Raw genomic sequence first — 15,563 nt, 5'->3', positions numbered from 1 at the left:
GCGCCTTAGCTAGCGCCGCCCTCCGCCGCCTGGCCGCCCTGGGGGGTGCGGACGCGAATCGACAGTTCTCGCAACTGCCGGTCGGACACCACGCCGGGCGCGTCGGTCAGCGGGTCATGCGCCGTCTGGGTCTTGGGGAAGGCGATGACGTCGCGGATGTTGTCCGTGCCCGCCATGAGCATCACGATCCGGTCCAGGCCGAAGGCGATGCCGCCGTGGGGCGGGCAACCGTACTTGAGGGCATCGAGCAGGAAGCCGAACTTCTCCCGCGCCTCCTCGTCCTCGATGCCGAGGGTGCGGAACACCACCTGCTGAATGTCTTCGCGGTGGATACGCACGGAGCCACCGCCGATCTCGTAGCCGTTCAGCACCATGTCGTAGGCCATGGAGTTGGCGGCGCCGGGATCCGCGGCCAACGCCTCGGGGTCGCTCGTCGCGGGGGCGGTGAAGGGATGGTGAAGCGCCACCCAGCGATTCTCTTTGTTGTCGTGCTCGAACATCGGAAAGTCGACCACCCACAGGGGCGCCCACTCGCCGTTGACCATGCCGAGGTCGCGGCCGATCTTGGCCCGCAACGCGCCCATGGCGTCGCTCACCACCGTCGCCTTGTCCGCACCGAAGAAGACGACGTCGCCATCGACGCAGGCCGTACGTTCCACGATCTTGGCCACCGCCTCGTCATCGAGGAACTTGAGGATCGGCGACTGCAGCCCCTCGCGCCCCTTGGCGACATCGTTGACCTTGATGTAGGCGAGGCCACGCGCGCCGTAGCGGCTGACGAACTCGGTATAGCCGTCGATGTCCTTGCGGCTGATCTTGGCGCCGCCCGGCACGCGAAGCGCCGCCACGCGGCCCTTCGGATCCTTGGCTGGCCCCGAGAAGACTTTGAAGTCGACGCTCGCCATCACGTCGCCCAGCTCGATGAGCTCGAGGGGGATGCGCAGGTCGGGCTTGTCGCTGCCGTAGCGCTCGATGGCCTCGGCGTAGCTCATGCGTGGGAACGGCGAGGGCAACTCCACGTCCATCACCTCGCGGAAAAGCTCGCGGATCATCTGCTCCATCAACCCGGTGATCTCCTCCTGATTCATGAAGGAGGTCTCGATATCGAGCTGGGTGAACTCGGGCTGACGATCGGCGCGCAGATCCTCGTCCCGGAAGCACTTTACGATCTGATAGTAGCGATCGAAGCCGCTCATCATGAGCAGCTGCTTGAACAGCTGGGGCGACTGGGGCAGCGCGAAGAACTTGCCGCCGTGGGTGCGGCTCGGCACCAGGTAGTCGCGAGCGCCCTCGGGCGTGGCCCGCGTGAGCACGGGGGTCTCGACGTCGATGAAACCCTGCGAATCGAGGTGGGCACGCAAGCTCTGCGTGACCCTGTGGCGCAGCTTCAGGCGCTCGAGCATCTCCTCGCGACGCAGGTCGAGGTAGCGGTAGCGCAGGCGCAGCTCTTCGCTCACCGTCTCATCGTGCTGGAAGGGCGGTGTCTGGGCGGTGTTCAACACCTCCAGCTCCTTGGCCAGCAGCTCCACTGCGCCGCTGCGCATGTTCGGGTTCTCACCCCCTTCAGGCCGCGCGCGCAGGCGGCCGCGGATGCGCAAGACGTACTCGGATCGCACGCGCTCCGCCGAGGCGAAGGCTTCCTCCGTATCCGGGTCTACCACCACCTGCAGGATGCCTTGAACGTCGCGCAGGTCGATGAAAATCACGCCGCCGTGGTCACGACGCCGGTGGACCCAACCGGCCACCTCGATCTCCTGCCCGATGAGCGTTTCGTCGACGAGGCCGCAGTAGTGCGTACGCATGGCTTAGGGGTATCCGCTTGGCTTTTGGCCGCGGCAGCCGAGCCCGCGGCGGGTAACTATCAGGATCAGTCGCCTCAGCGGCGGCTGCCGGCGTTTCAGGTTGGGTAACCTGCCGATCCGGAAGGACCGGCGATGTTAAGAGTTGGACTGCGGCGGTGCAAGATCGGTGGTTCCCGGCAGGCTGGCCGGGTCGACGCCCGCTGCCCCCGTGACGGTCACCGGACGCGGTTCGACGAGGCCCTTGGCACGGCCATCGTTCGGAAACGGCGGCACCACGGAGCCCATCGAGATCACCATCTTCATCGCGTCATCCACCTTCATGTCCAGAAGACGAATGTCTGCCCGCGGGGCCAGGATCAGGAAACCGGAGGTGGGGTTGGGGGTGGTCGGCACGAACACGCTGATCAGCTCCGGCTCTTCGGAGCGCACCTGCACCTCGCCCTGGCGCTCGGAGGTCAGGAAGCCGAGGCTCCAGGCCCCGCGGCGCGGGTACTCCACCAGCACCACCTGCTTGAAGGGCTTGCCGCCTTCGTCGAGCAGTTGCTCGGCCACCTGCTTCACGCCCGAGTAGAGGGTGCGGATCAGGGGGATGCGCCCGAGCAGGGACTCCCAGAAGTCGACCATCGCGCGGCCGACGAAGTTGGCGGCGAACATCCCGGTGCCCAACAGGACGATCAACGTCAGGATGATGCCGAGACCGGGGATGGTGAAGCCGAGCCACACCTCGGGCCGGGCGTGCGCGGGCAGGAGCAGAAGCGTGCGGTCGGCCAGATTAACCAAGGCGCGCAGCACGAAGATGGTCACGGCGGCGGGCACCCACACGAGCAGGCCCGCCACCAGGTAGCGCCGAAGGCGCTTCATGCTGGACTCAGTTCGCTGCGGAGGATTTCTTCGGCGAGGCATCGTTTTTCACGGAGGAGGATTTCTTGGGGCTGGCATCGCCGGAGCCACTGCTGCCGCTGGCAGCGGGCTTCGACTCGCTAGATTTGGCGCCGTCGTCGCCCTTCGGCGCGTCAGCGCTGGGCGCATTGTCCGCCTTGCCATCGCCGCCGTCTGCGAGATTGCGCTTATTCTCGGACTTGAAGTCTGTCTCGTACCAACCGCTGCCTTTGAGGCGGAAGCGCGGGGCGGACATGAGCTTCTTCAGGGCGGGCTGGCCGCAGGCGGCGCAATCTACGAGGGGGTCGTCAGACATGCGCTGCAGCGCGTCTTGGCGATGTCCGCACGACTCGCATTGGTACTCGTAGATGGGCATGGTGGAGTCCTCTCAACAACAGACTGGGCCCTGCGGGCGACAGGACACTAGCATGATCGTACGACAGATCTGGACCGCGAACGCCTATCGCAATTTCAACTATCTCGTGGCCTGCGAGGAGACCGGCGAAGCCCTCGCCATCGATCCCCTTGATTACCGACAGTGCCTAAAAGTCGCGCGCGCGGAAGGCTTCGAGATCACCCAGATCCTGAATACCCATGAACATGGGGATCATGTGGGCGGAAACAAGGGCCTCGTGAGCGCCACCCGCGCCCGCGTGCTGGCCCACGCCGGTGCCGCCGATCGGATCCCCGGCGGCATCGACCGCGGACTCAGCGCCGGCGATGTGATTCGCGTCGGCAAGACCGTGGATCTGGAGTGCCTGGATACGCCGGGCCACACCATGAGCCACATCTGCCTCTTGTCCCGCACGGACTCACCGGCCCTGTTCAGCGGCGACACCCTGTTCAACGCCGGCGCCGGCAATTGCCACAACGGCGGACACCCGGTGCAGCTCTACGACACCTTCGCCACCCTCCTCGCGCAGCTCGGCGACGACACCCGCGTCTTCCCAGGTCACGACTACCTGGCCAACAACCTGCGCTTCACCCTGGACCGGGAACCGGACAACGAGGCCGCCCGCGATCTCCTCGCCGCCCAGGGCGAGCACGATCCCCAGCACGCCTACGTCACCACCTTCGGCGAAGAACGACGCGTCAATACTTTCTTCCGGCTGCAGCAACCGACGGTGATCGCGGAGCTGCGCAAGCGCTTTGCAGACCTCGGCGAGCAGCCGAGCGCGCGCGAGGTATTCCTGCGCCTTCGGGAACTGCGCAACGACTGGTAGGGCGAGGGCGGAGGCTTACGCCGGCGGGCTAGTTGGCCGTGGGCTCGAAGGGAAGATCGCGCAGCTGCTCGTCGATGGCGGCGATCACCTCGTCCGCCGTGGCGAAGCGCTCCGCCTTGTCCTTCGCCATCATGCGATCGATCAATCCCTGCATAGAACCGACCTCACCGGGCAGATCCGGCACCGGGGCGCGCACGTGCATGTCGATCACGCGAACCGCGGAATCGGCCAGATAGGGTCGTCTGCCCGCCAACATCTCGAACAGGACGCAACCGAGGCTGTAGATGTCGCTGGCGCCGTCCACCTTGGCACCGGTGCCCTGCTCGGGGCTGAGGTAGGACGGCGTGCCGAGCACGCGTCCGGCCTGGGCAAGGGTCTGGCCTGCGGGCAACTTGGCCAGCCCGAAGTCGATCAACGCGACCGAGCCGTCCTCGCGCAGCATGACGTTGCCGGGCTTGAGGTCGCGGTGGTAGATGCCGTGCGAGTGGATGAGCTTGAGTGCCTGGGCGATGCCGCGGGCGTAGTGCAGGGCCGCGTGGGCGGTCATGGCCCGCCGCATGCGCCGACCGAGATCGCCACCGGCGAAGTACTCGACCACCAGATAGGCGCCGTCTTCGCGCACGCCGCTATCGAAAACCTTCACCACCCGGCGATCGTTGAGGCTCGCAATCACCTCGTACTCGCGCTTGAACACGCGCACGTTGTCGAGATTGCCCAGCTTCTGCACGTAGGGCATGAACTTGATCACCACGTGACGCTGGCGACGTTCGTCGAGCGCCAGGTAGGTGGTGGCCGTGCCGCCCTCGCCGACCAGGCGCACGATCCGGTAGCCGGGGATGTCAGGTGCGTTGGCCAACCCCTCGCGAGTGAAGTCCCGTTCGCTCGGCGAGGCTTTCACGGACTGCAGACGCTTCGGCTCGCTCGCCGGCGCCGACACCTTCGGCGCGGAGGGATCGCGCGGGGCCGACTCCTCGTCGGTACGGTCGTTGCCGCTCGCGGTCGGGTCTGATGCGCCACGACGTTTGGCCTTGTGCTTGGTCGGCAGACGGCCGCCGGCCAGGCACTCCTTGATCGCCCGAATCAGCACGTGATCCTCGAGGCGGGGAAGGGGCAGGTAGTCGCTGGCGCCGTACTTGATGGCCGCCGCGGCGAGCCATTCGTTGCCCTCGAGGGCAAGGTAGAGCAAGGGGACCCGCGGGGCCGTGGCGCGTAGGTTGACCAGCGGCGCCAGCACCGCGTCCCAGTCTTCGTCGGGACTCACGTCGGCGCCGTCCTGGGCCACGATCACGATATCGTAGTGGCGAGACTCCACGGCGGCTAGGATCGCCTCGTCCACCCGCTGGGCCTGCACGATGTCCAGGCCCGGCACCTTGGACTGCAGGCGCGGCAGGAATGCGTCTATCGCCGCCTGACTATCATCGTTGTCGCGCTCGACGATCGGCTGTCGCTGCAAAAGCAGGATGCGCATTCAGGCAGGACTCCTGGCTCGCTCCCTGAGCGGGATGGGGTACGAAGGGGGTCGCTAGGTGTCATTGCTAGCGATGGGCTGGCGGCCGGGCTGGCACACCGGCTCAACGCACGGTAGGGACGACACCTTACCGACCCCTGAGTTTAGCGACATGGTACCGATCTGCCAGTGAACCGGCGCACATGATTCGGTGATTATGCCCCGATCCTAGCCGTTCGGCGCCTGAGCCTCGCGCGAAAACACCAGTGTTTTCGCATCCTGATCCACATCGACGCGCACGTGGTCATTTGGTCCCAAACGCCCGGAGAGGATCTCCTGGGCCAGGGGATTCTCCACCTGACTCTGAATTGCGCGCTTCAGGGGCCTCGCGCCGTACACGGGATCGAAGCCAGCCTCGGCCAGGCGCACCACCGCCTCGTCGCTCAGGCTCAAGGTCATGTCCCGCTCCGCCAGGCGCGCCTGCAGGTACGCCAGCTGGATGGACACGATGCGTCGGATCTCCTCCACTCCCAGGGGATGGAAGACGACGATGTCGTCCACACGGTTCAGAAACTCAGGCCGGAAATGCTGGCCGACCACGCCCATGACCGCGCTCTTCATCTGCTGATAATTGTCTTCGCCGGCCAGTTCCTGGATCAGCTCCGAGCCCAAATTCGAGGTCATCACGATGACCGTGTTGCGGAAGTCCACGGTACGGCCCTGGCCATCGGTCAGGCGGCCGTCGTCCAGCACCTGGAGCAGTACATTGAACACATCCGGGTGTGCCTTCTCCACCTCGTCGAGGAGGATCACCGAGTAGGGGCGCCGTCGCACGGCTTCGGTCAGGTAGCCACCCTCCTCGTAGCCCACGTAGCCCGGTGGCGCGCCGATGAGGCGGGCCACGGAGTGCTTCTCCATGAACTCCGACATGTCGATGCGCACCATCGCTTCCTCGGCGTCGAAGAGGAAGCTCGCGAGGGCCTTGGTCAACTCGGTCTTACCCACGCCCGTCGGCCCTAGGAACAGGAACGAGCCGTTCGGACGACGTGGATCGGACAGGCCGGCTCGCGAGCGGCGAATGGCGTTGCTGACCGCCACCACGGCCTCCTGCTGACCGACCACGCGCTCACCGAGCACCTGCTCCATGCGCAGAAGCTTGTCCCTCTCGCTCTCGAGCATCCGCGAGACCGGAATACCGGTCCATCGAGAGACCACCTCGGCGATCTCCTCCTCGGTTACCTTGTTGCGCAACAGGGTGGTGCTCGCCTCGGTGCTTTCCGCGTCCGCGAGCTGCCTCTCGAGCGCGGGAATGCGCCCGTACTGCAGCTCCGACATGCGGGTCAGGTCACTGGCGCGACGCGCGTTGTCGAGCTCCTGCCGGGCCTGCTCCAGAGCCTCCTTGAGGTGGGTCGAGCCCTGCACGGCCGCCTTCTCGGCAAGCCACACCTCCTCGAGATCGGCGTACTCGCGCTCGCCTTCGGCGATGTTGCCCTCCAGCTCCTCCAGACGACGACGCGAGGCGTCGTCCTTCTCCCGGCGCAGGGCCTCGCGTTCGATCTTCCATTGGATGAGGCGCCGTTCGAGCTTGTCCAGGGACTCGGGCTTGGAGTCGATCTCCATGCGGATGCGCGAGGCGGCCTCGTCGATCAGGTCGATGGCCTTGTCGGGCAGCTGGCGATCGGCGATGTAGCGGTGCGACAGGGTCGCCGCCGCCACCACCGCGGGGTCGGTGATGTCCACGCTGTGGTGGACCTCGTAGCGCTCCTGCAAGCCGCGCAGGATCGCGATCGTGTCCTCCACGGTGGGTTCGCCGACGAGCACCTTCTGGAAGCGACGCTCGAGGGCCGCGTCCTTCTCCACGTACTGGCGATACTCGTCCAGCGTCGTCGCGCCCACGCAGTGCAGCTCGCCGCGCGCCAGGGCGGGCTTGAGCATGTTGCCCGCGTCCATCGCGCCCTCGGCCTTACCGGCGCCGACCATGGTGTGCAGCTCGTCGATGAACAGGATCACCTGCCCTTCCTGCTTACTGAGTTCGTTAAGTACCGCCTTGAGGCGCTCTTCGAACTCGCCACGGAACTTCGCCCCGGCCAGCAGCGAACCCATGTCCAGGGCCAGGATACGCTTGCCCCGCAGGCCCTCGGGCACTTCGCCGTTCACGATGCGCTGGGCAAGACCCTCGACGATCGCCGTCTTGCCCACGCCGGGCTCGCCGATGAGGACGGGGTTGTTCTTGGTGCGCCGCTGCAGCACCTGGATCGTGCGCCGAATCTCCTCGTCGCGACCGATCACCGGATCCAGCTTGCCCTGCTCGGCGCGCTCGGTGAGGTCCTGCGTGAAGCGGCTGAGCGCCTGGCGCGTATCTTCGGCGTTCGGATCATCCACGGACTCGCCACCACGGGCCGCATCGATGGCGCGCTCCAGGGCGCCGCGCACGAGGCCGGCATCGCGCAGGATGGTGCCGAGGTTGCCCTTGTCTTCGCCGGCGGCGAGCACGAACAGCTCGCTGGAGAGGTACTGATCCTTACGCTCCTGCGCCAACTTGTCGGTGACGTTGAGGAGCTTGCCGAGATCATTCGATAGGTGCACCTCGCCGCCCGTGCCCTGCACCTGCGGCAAGCGATCGAGGGCTTCCCCGAGCTTCGAGCGCAGCATGGCCACGTTGGCGCCCGCGCTCACCAGCAGGGGTCGGATCGCGCCACCCTCGCTATCGAGGAGCGCTCCCATCAGGTGGACGGGTTCGATGAACTGGTGATCGCGGCCGACGGCGAGCGATTGGGCGTCGGCCAGGGCCGCCTGGAAACGGGCGGTGAGCTTGTCCATCCGCATGTGTGAGCACCTCCCTCGTAGGAATTCTGATGGCAGGAGGTATCGGGGCGCGAAGGCGCCAATTCAAGTCGCAGCGAAGGGTTTGACGACTTCTCAGTGGCTGTGACCGACCCAGCTTTGCATGAGGAGGACGGCACCGACGCCTATACCGATCATCAGAACTTGCTGCACGCTGGCCGCAAGCCCCAAACGCTGATGCAAGCCCGGGATGAGGTCGGCCACGGCGACGTACAAGAAGCTGGCGGCGGCCACCGTGAGGGCGTAAGGCAACAGGTCAGTCATGGTGGCGAGGAGCACGTAACCGACGATGCCCCCGACCACCGACGCCAACCCCACCAGCACGTTCAACAGCAGCACGCGCGCCCGAGACATCCCCGCGTTGAGCAACACCGCGACATCTCCCAACTCCTGGGGAATCTCGTGGGCGGTCACCGCCAGCGCCGTGACCACGCCCAACTCGACATCGGTGAGGAAGGCGGCCGCGATCAGGACCCCGTCGAGGAAGTTGTGGATCGCATCGCCGACGAGCACGAGGGTGGCGGAGGCGGCGTCACGGTCGTGCTGGGTCGGGGTGTGCGCTTCACAGTGATCGTGATGGCAGTGACGCCAGAGCACAGCCTTTTCGAGGATGAAGAACAGCAGCAAGCCGCCCAGCAACACGAGGGCGACGAGACGTGAATGCTCCGCGCCGGCCGCCTCCAGCGCTTGCGGGAGCTGCGCCACCAACGCCGCGGCGAGCAAGGCGCCGGTGGCGAAGCTGATCATGTGCGGCATCGCCGCCACGCGATAGGCCTCGCGCAAGCACAGGAATGCCCCGGCCACGGCCACGCTCAGTAGACCCGCTGCCAACGTGGCGACGATGATCCACAGCAAGCTCGTCATAGGGGCAGGATGGTAGCAGCGATCCGATCAGGCCGTCGTGCGCCAGATGAGGCTGGCCATGCGCCCGCAGGTGCCGTCCCGTCGATAGGAATAGAACCGTCCATGCTCGCCATAGGTGCACCCCCGCGACCGGTAGATGGCGTGCGGATCCAGTCCGAGACGAAGCAACCGGCGCTCAGCGAGCAAGGGTAGGTCGGCGTACCACCGATCTCCCTCACCGGGGCGAAAGGCATCGGCGGCGCCCTGCGAATCATCGGCAGCGAAGGCGGCACGCACCTCCGGCCCCACCTCGAAGGCGTCTCGGGAGATGCAGGGTCCCAACCAGGCGGTGAGTTGCGAAGGGGACACTCCCATCGCCTCGACCGTCGCCTCCAGCACGCCACTTGCCAGACCGCGCCACCCGGCGTGGGCGGCGCCGACCACCGCACCGGAGGTATCACACAGCAGAACCGGCAGGCAGTCCGCGGTCAGCAGAGCGCAGGCCGTGTGCCGCTCGCGCACCACCGCAGCGTCGGCCACCGGCGGCTGCCCATCCGCCGGCAGATCATCGAGGACGGCCACCGTGGTGCCGTGCACCTGTGACAACCAGCGTGGCTGTGCCTCAGCGAGCATGGCCTGCAGCTCGCGGCGGTTAGCAGCCACGATCGCCGGGTCATCGCCCACGTGGTCGCCGAGGTTGAAGCGGTCCCAGGGCGCGCGGCTGGCGCCGGCGCCGGTGCGGATGCTGGTAACGGCGCGCACGCCAGGGGGCAGGGGCCAGTCCGGCGTGAGCAGCGGGCCCTCACTCATGCGCCGTCCCTCGGCAGACGCAGCGCCTCCAGCAGCCCCACCATGTCCTCGGGAAGGGGGCTCTCCAGGGCGAGCGGCTCGCCCGACATCGGGTGGGCAAAGGCCAAGCGCGCAGCGTGCAGGGCTTGGCGTCGAAAGCCTCGCAGGGCCTCGACGGCGACCGGACGGGCACCGGGCGGCAGGCGCAGACGTCCGCCGTACTCGGGGTCCCCCACCAGGGGGTAGCCGAGGTGGGCCATGTGCACCCGGATCTGATGGGTGCGACCGGTCTCCAGGCGCAGATCCACCACCGTGAACCCCACCAGGCGTTCGGCCACTCGGTAGTGGGTCACGGCCGACCGCGCGGCCGAGTCATCCGCCGGCCGCACCGCCATCCGCGTGCGCCGGGACGGGTGGCGGCCGATCGCCGCGTTCACCGTGCCACCGCCGGTCATCTCGCCGACCGCCACCGCCCGGTACTGGCGGGTGATGTCTCGCGCCTCCAGTGCCGCCACCAGTGCCGTGTGCGCCTCGAGGGTGCGCGCCACCATCAGCAGACCGCTGGTGAGCTTGTCCAGGCGGTGCACGAGCCCGGCGCGCGGCAACACCTCGAGGGAGGGGTCGTGGTGGAGCAGGGCGTTGACCAGCGTGTGGGTCGCGTTGCCCGCGCCTGGGTGCACGACGAGCCCGGCGGGCTTATCGATCACCAGCACCGCCTCGTCCTCGAAGACCACCTGCAGGGGGATGTCCTGGGGCAGGTCGTCGGCCCGCACCGGGGCCTGCGCGTCCAGGGTCACCTGCTCGCCACCCAGCACCTTCTGTCTAGGCTTCGCGGGGGCGCCCTCCAGGCGTGCCTCGCCGCTATCGATCCATTCGCGCAAGCGTGAGCGCGAATGATCAGGAAACATCAGGGCGAGCGCCTGGTCAAAGCGCTTACCGGCCAGGGATTCGGGCACTCGAGCCTGCAGTGAAATCTTGCCCGTCATGCGGCGTGGACACCGGTGTTTGCAGGGGATTGGTGGGGCAGTGTAGCCCCGAAGCGCTACCTCTGCGGTATCATGCGCGTTTGCCCCGAGCACCGCGTGGACTTACAAAAGGGCGATGATGAGAGCGTTTGACTTCTCCGGCGGCTGGCGCCGACAACTCGGTATCGCACTGCTCGCGCTGGTCCTGGCGCTGGGCGCGGTGGGCTGTGGCGGCAATAAGCAGAGCGACCTCGCTAAGCTGGCCGACCCCCAGTTCCTCTACGACGAGGCCCAGCGGGCCCTGAGCCTCGGCGCCTTCCAGGCCGCCGTGGCCATCTACGAGCAGCTGACCGTGCGCCACCCCTTCTCACCGCAGGCGCGCCAGGCCAAGCTCGATCTCATTTATGTGTACTACCGGGCGAGAAGCCCGGAGCAGGCGATCGACGCCGCGGACACCTTCATCATCGAGAACCCGCGCGATCCCAACGTGGACTACGCCTACTACCTGCGCGGGCTGGTGTTCTTCGAAGATGACGTGAACTTCGTGGAGCGCTTGCTCAGCGTCTCCATCGCCGAGCGCCCGCCCAACGATGCGTACCGCTCCTTCTCCTACTTCCAGCTGCTCCTGCAACGGTTCCCGAACAGTGCCTACGCGGAAGATGCGCGCGAACGCATGGTGTACCTGCGTAATCGCCTCTCGGCCTACGAGGTGTACGTGGGCGAGTTCTACATGAAGCGCGGCGCCTACGTGGGGGCCGCCAACCGCGCCCGCTACGTGCTCGAGAACTACCCGGACTCGCCGGCCACGGAAAACGCCCTGGCGCTGCTCACGCGGGCCTACGATCGCTTGGGGCTGGAGAATCTGTCCGACGACACGGAGCGCGTGCTCGCGCAGACCTACGGCCAAGAGGCGGTGAAGCCGAATCGCAAGGGGATCTTCCGCTTCCTGCGCCCGCGCGACGACTCGGAGCCGTCGCTCGAGGCAGCCACCGCGAGCGAGGGCTCGACGGACGCGGCCAACACCACGGCCGCCGCTCAGTCTTCGGCGGCCGGACCGTCTTCCAGGTAGTAGCCCGAGGTGATCGGGTAGCGCCAATCCCGGCCGAAGCCGCGCGGACTCACGCGCACCCCGGGCGGCGCCTGGCGCCGCTTGTACTCGTTCCTGCGCACCATGCTCAACACGCGGATCACCGTGCTGCGATCGTAGCCGCGGGCCACGATGTCGCTCACGGCGAGGTCTTCGATGATCAGGGCATCGAGGATCGGATCCAACACGTCGTAGGGCGGCAGGGAATCGCTGTCTAGCTGCTCCTCGCGCAGCTCCGCCGTCGGCGGCCGTTCGATCACCCGCTCGGGGATCATCTCCTTGCCGCGCGTGTTGCAGTAGCGCGCCAACTCGTAAACCCGCGTCTTGGTGCAATCCTTGATCGGCGCGAAGCCACCGGCCATATCGCCATATAGGGTGGCGTAGCCCACCGCCATCTCGCTCTTGTTGCCCGTGGTGAGGAGCAAGCGGCCCGTCTTGTTCGACAGGGCCATCAGGATCACGCCACGGCAGCGAGACTGGATGTTCTCTTCGGTCGTATCGAAGGGCTTGCCTGCAAAGGCATCCTTGAGGCTCGCCAACACTGTCTCGAACATCGGCTCGATGGAGATCACGTCGTACTCAATGCCGAGGTTGGCGGCCTGGCGCTGCGCATCCTGCAGCGACATCTGCGAGGTAAAGCGCGAGGGCATCATCACCGCGCGCACCTGTTCCGCACCCAGGGCGTCCACCGCGATCGCCAGCGTGAGCCCCGAGTCGATGCCACCGGACAGCCCCACCAGGGCACCGGGGAACCGGTGCTTACCCAGGTAGTCGCGCACGCCGAGAACGAGCGCATCGTAGATCAGCGCATTCACGTCCGGCTCGGGTAGCACTTCGCTAGCCACGGGACTGAGCGCACCGTCATCACCTATGAAATCCGCCAGGTAAAGCCCCGCCTCCATGGCCGGCGCGCGCATCGCGAGCTCGCCCTGCGCGTCCATGACGAAGGAGCGCCCATCGAAGATGAGCTCATCCTGACCGCCCACCATGTGCGCGTACACCACGGGCACGCCCGCTTGGGCGATGCGCTCGCGGACGATGCGCTCGCGCTCGGCCTGCTTCTGAAAATCGAAGGGCGATGCGTTGACGTTGATGACGAGCTGGGCGCCGGCGGCGGCGGTCTCCTCCACCGGCCCCTCACCCCACAGGTCCTCGCAGATGGTCACGCCGACGGGCGTGCCCGCCACCTCGACCACGCACGGCTTGTCTCCGCGACGGAAATAGCGCTTTTCGTCGAAGACGCCGTAGTTGGGGCGAATGCGCTTGCGATAGGTGGCCACCTGCTTGCCCCGGTGGAGCACGGCGACGGCGTTGTAGATCACATCGCCATCGAACTCGGGATAGCCCACCAAGGAGACGACCTCGGCCGAGGCCTGGCGCAGGCGCTCCAGGGAGGTCTCGATCCGGTGCCGGAAGCCGCCGTGGAACAGCAGGTCTTCCGGCGGATAGCCGCACAGGCACAGTTCGGGGAAGGCCACGAGATCAGCGCCGGCGGCCGTGGCCGCCGACATCTGCTCGAGGATCTGGCGTTCGTTGCCGGCGATGTCGCCGACCATCGGGTTGAGCTGAGCGATCGCTACCCGAAGACGACGGGCCTGCCCTCCTCCTTCGTGCTCCCCCATCAGCCGCCCAGGCGTGCCTTGATGGCGCTACCGAGCTCCGCGGGCGAACGCACGGTGGTCACGCCGGCCGCCTCCAGGGCTTCGAACTTGGCCTCGGCGGTGCCTTGACCACCGGAGACGATGGCACCGGCGTGGCCCATGCGCTTGCCCGGGGGCGCCGTGACGCCGGCAATGTAGGCCACCACGGGCTTGCTCACATGCTCCTTGATGTAGGCCGCCGCCGCTTCCTCGTCGGTGCCGCCGATCTCGCCGACCATGATGATGCCGTCGGTCTGCTCGTCCTCGGAAAAGAGCGCGATGGTGTCGATGAAGTCCATGCCGCGCACGGGGTCACCGCCGATGCCGACGCAGGACGACTGGCCCAAGCCCTGTTGGGTGGTCTGATGCACGGCCTCGTAGGTGAGCGTGCCCGACCGAGACACCACCCCGATGCGACCCGGCGTGTGGATCATGCCCGGCATGATGCCTACCTTGGCCTGGCCCGGCGTGATCACGCCCGGACAGTTCGGCCCCACCAGACGGGTGTCCGGGAAATCGGCGAGGGCGGCGCGCACGCGCACCATATCGTTCACCGGAATCCCCTCGGTGATGCAGACGATGAGACCGATGCCCGCATCCGCCGCTTCGAGGATGGCATCCGCGGCGAAGGCCCCCGGCACGTAGATCATGCTCACGTCGGCGCCGGTGGCGGCGACCGCGTCGTGGCAGGTGTTGAAGACGGGCCGGTCGAGGTGGGTCTGGCCAGCGCGCCCCGGGGTGACCCCGCCTACCAATTGCGTGCCATAGGCGATGCACTGCTCGGAGTGGAAGGTGCCCTGCTTACCGGTGAAGCCCTGGCAGATAACGCGACTCTCCGCGGTCAACAAGATGCTCATGCCTTTTCTCCTGCGGCAGCGACCACCTTGGATGCGGCGTCGGTCAGATCATCGGCGGGAATGATGGCGAGGCCACTCGCGGCCAGTAGCTCACGGCCCTTGGCGGCGTTGGTGCCCTCCAGGCGCACCACGACGGGCACCGGCACGCCGACGGACTGCACCGCGTCGATGATGCCCTCGGCGATGAGGTCGCAGCGGACGATGCCGCCGAAGATATTGATCAGGATCGCCGTCACGCGCTCGTTGGAGAGGATCAGGCGGAAGGCGTGGGAGACGCGTTCGCTGGTCGCGTTGCCGCCCACATCCAGGAAGTTGGCCGGCGACCCGCCGTGCAGCTGGATGATATCCATGGTGGCCATGGCGAGGCCGGCGCCGTTCACCATGCAGGCGATGTCGCCGTCGAGGGAGACGTAGTTGAGATCGTGGTCGTGGGCCACGCGCTCCATCTCGTCCTCCTGCGATTCATCGCGCAACAGCGCGATGGCTGGCTGGCGGAAGAGCGCGCTGTCCTCGATGTTGACCTTCGCATCGAGGGCGAGCAGCTCGCCGCCCTCGGTGACGATGAGCGGATTGATCTCCACCAGGCTCGCGTCGTGGCGCAGGTACAGGTCGTAGAGCGCGGTGACGATCTTGGAGAAGGACTTCAGCTGCTCCTTCTCCGTGAGGCCGAGGCCGAAGGCGAGGCGTCGGATCTGGAAGGCCTGCAGGCCAGCGGCGGGGTTCACCACGGCGCGCACGATCTTCTCCGGCGTGGTCGCCGCCACGTGCTCGATGTCCATGCCGCCCGCAGCGGAGGCGAGGAACGTCAGCCGACGCGCACCTCGGTCGAGCAGCAACCCTAGGTAGAACTCCTTGGCGATCGCCGAGCCGGCCTCCACCAGCACGGCACCCACGGGCAAGCCCTCGGCGGTGGTTTGCGGCGTGACCAGTTGGGTGCCCAGCATCGCCGTGGCGGCCTCACCGGCCTCTTCGGGCGAGCGCACCACCTTGACGCCGCCGCCCTTGCCGCGGCCGCCGGCGTGCACCTGCGCCTTTACCACCACCACCTCGGTGCCGATCTCGCGCGCCGCGGCGACCGCGTCGTCTGCGTTGGTCACCGCCTTGCCCGGCGGCACCGGGATCCCGGCGTCGGCGAACAGTTGTTTCGACTGATACTCGTGAAGATTCATGAAAGTGCGACTCGCCCG

13 protein-coding genes are annotated in these 15,563 nt (G+C 67.0%); 2 read left to right on the top strand and 11 right to left on the bottom strand.

Annotated features, from left to right (window positions below; all coding sequences use genetic code 11):
• Window positions 1-5: 5 nt before the first annotated feature.
• The 3 genes from aspS to AAF184_07140 form a co-directional block, all read right to left on the bottom strand.
• Window positions 6-1,802 (bottom strand): aspartate--tRNA ligase, encoded by a 1,797-nt coding sequence (gene aspS / locus AAF184_07150; GenBank protein MEO0422094.1) that lies wholly within the window; start codon window positions 1,800-1,802, stop codon window positions 6-8.
• Window positions 1,803-1,937: 135 nt separating this feature from the next.
• Window positions 1,938-2,663 carry a DUF502 domain-containing protein gene (locus AAF184_07145; protein MEO0422093.1) on the bottom strand — a complete coding sequence of 242 codons (726 nt, stop codon included), beginning with the start codon at window positions 2,661-2,663 and terminating at the stop codon, window positions 1,938-1,940.
• Between the two features lie 7 nt (window positions 2,664-2,670).
• Window positions 2,671-3,057 carry a zinc ribbon domain-containing protein gene (locus tag AAF184_07140; GenBank protein MEO0422092.1) on the bottom strand — a complete coding sequence of 129 codons (387 nt, stop codon included), beginning with the start codon at window positions 3,055-3,057 and terminating at the stop codon, window positions 2,671-2,673.
• Window positions 3,058-3,109: 52 nt separating this feature from the next.
• Between AAF184_07140 and AAF184_07135 the strand changes: the two genes are divergently transcribed.
• The gene (locus tag AAF184_07135) at window positions 3,110-3,904 is read left to right on the top strand and encodes a hydroxyacylglutathione hydrolase (protein MEO0422091.1); all 795 of its coding nucleotides are present in this window, start codon (window positions 3,110-3,112) and stop codon (window positions 3,902-3,904) included.
• Window positions 3,905-3,932: 28 nt separating this feature from the next.
• Here AAF184_07135 and AAF184_07130 read toward each other — a convergent pair whose 3' ends face one another.
• From AAF184_07130 to rluD, 5 genes are all read right to left on the bottom strand, one after another.
• Window positions 3,933-5,372 carry a protein kinase gene (locus AAF184_07130; protein MEO0422090.1) on the bottom strand — a complete coding sequence of 480 codons (1,440 nt, stop codon included), beginning with the start codon at window positions 5,370-5,372 and terminating at the stop codon, window positions 3,933-3,935.
• A gap of 207 nt (window positions 5,373-5,579) precedes the next feature.
• A complete protein-coding gene (clpB, locus tag AAF184_07125; protein MEO0422089.1) occupies window positions 5,580-8,177 on the bottom strand; it encodes an ATP-dependent chaperone ClpB in 2,598 nt (865 codons plus the stop codon).
• A gap of 93 nt (window positions 8,178-8,270) precedes the next feature.
• Window positions 8,271-9,059: a ZIP family metal transporter gene (locus AAF184_07120; protein ID MEO0422088.1), complete on the bottom strand. Its 789-nt coding sequence runs from the start codon at window positions 9,057-9,059 to the stop codon at window positions 8,271-8,273.
• 27 nt (window positions 9,060-9,086) lie between these two features.
• Window positions 9,087-9,848 (bottom strand): peptidoglycan editing factor PgeF, encoded by a 762-nt coding sequence (gene pgeF / locus AAF184_07115; protein MEO0422087.1) that lies wholly within the window; start codon window positions 9,846-9,848, stop codon window positions 9,087-9,089.
• Window positions 9,845-10,813: a 23S rRNA pseudouridine(1911/1915/1917) synthase RluD gene (gene rluD, locus AAF184_07110; GenBank protein ID MEO0422086.1), complete on the bottom strand. Its 969-nt coding sequence runs from the start codon at window positions 10,811-10,813 to the stop codon at window positions 9,845-9,847. Before rluD ends, pgeF begins: the two co-directional genes overlap by 4 nt.
• Before the next feature lie 115 nt (window positions 10,814-10,928).
• On the opposite strand from rluD, the gene AAF184_07105 reads away from it, so the two are divergent.
• The gene (locus AAF184_07105) at window positions 10,929-11,861 is read left to right on the top strand and encodes an outer membrane protein assembly factor BamD (GenBank protein ID MEO0422085.1); all 933 of its coding nucleotides are present in this window, start codon (window positions 10,929-10,931) and stop codon (window positions 11,859-11,861) included.
• Here AAF184_07105 and AAF184_07100 read toward each other — a convergent pair.
• Genes AAF184_07100 through sucC form a run of 3 tightly spaced genes read right to left on the bottom strand, consistent with a single transcriptional unit; the run spans window position 11,828 to window position 15,545 of the window.
• Window positions 11,828-13,501, bottom strand: coding sequence for an NAD+ synthase (locus AAF184_07100; GenBank protein ID MEO0422084.1), 1,674 nt, complete (start codon window positions 13,499-13,501; stop codon window positions 11,828-11,830). The two genes, AAF184_07105 and AAF184_07100, sit on opposite strands and share 34 nt — an antisense overlap.
• Complete coding sequence (sucD, locus tag AAF184_07095; GenBank protein MEO0422083.1) at window positions 13,501-14,376, bottom strand: succinate--CoA ligase subunit alpha; 876 nt, start codon at window positions 14,374-14,376, stop codon at window positions 13,501-13,503. Before sucD ends, AAF184_07100 begins: the two co-directional genes overlap by 1 nt.
• On the bottom strand, window positions 14,373-15,545 hold the full coding sequence (gene sucC / locus AAF184_07090) for an ADP-forming succinate--CoA ligase subunit beta (GenBank protein ID MEO0422082.1): 1,173 nt from the start codon (window positions 15,543-15,545) through the stop codon (window positions 14,373-14,375). Before sucC ends, sucD begins: the two co-directional genes overlap by 4 nt.
• Between the last annotated feature and the right edge of the window lie 18 nt (window positions 15,546-15,563).

The sequence above is a fragment of the Pseudomonadota bacterium genome (assembly GCA_039815145.1).
Taxonomy (GTDB): domain Bacteria; phylum Pseudomonadota; class Gammaproteobacteria; order Steroidobacterales; family JBCBZW01; genus JBCBZW01.
Note: the sequence above shows the minus strand (reverse complement) of the source record. Positions and strands in the feature narration are given on the sequence as shown.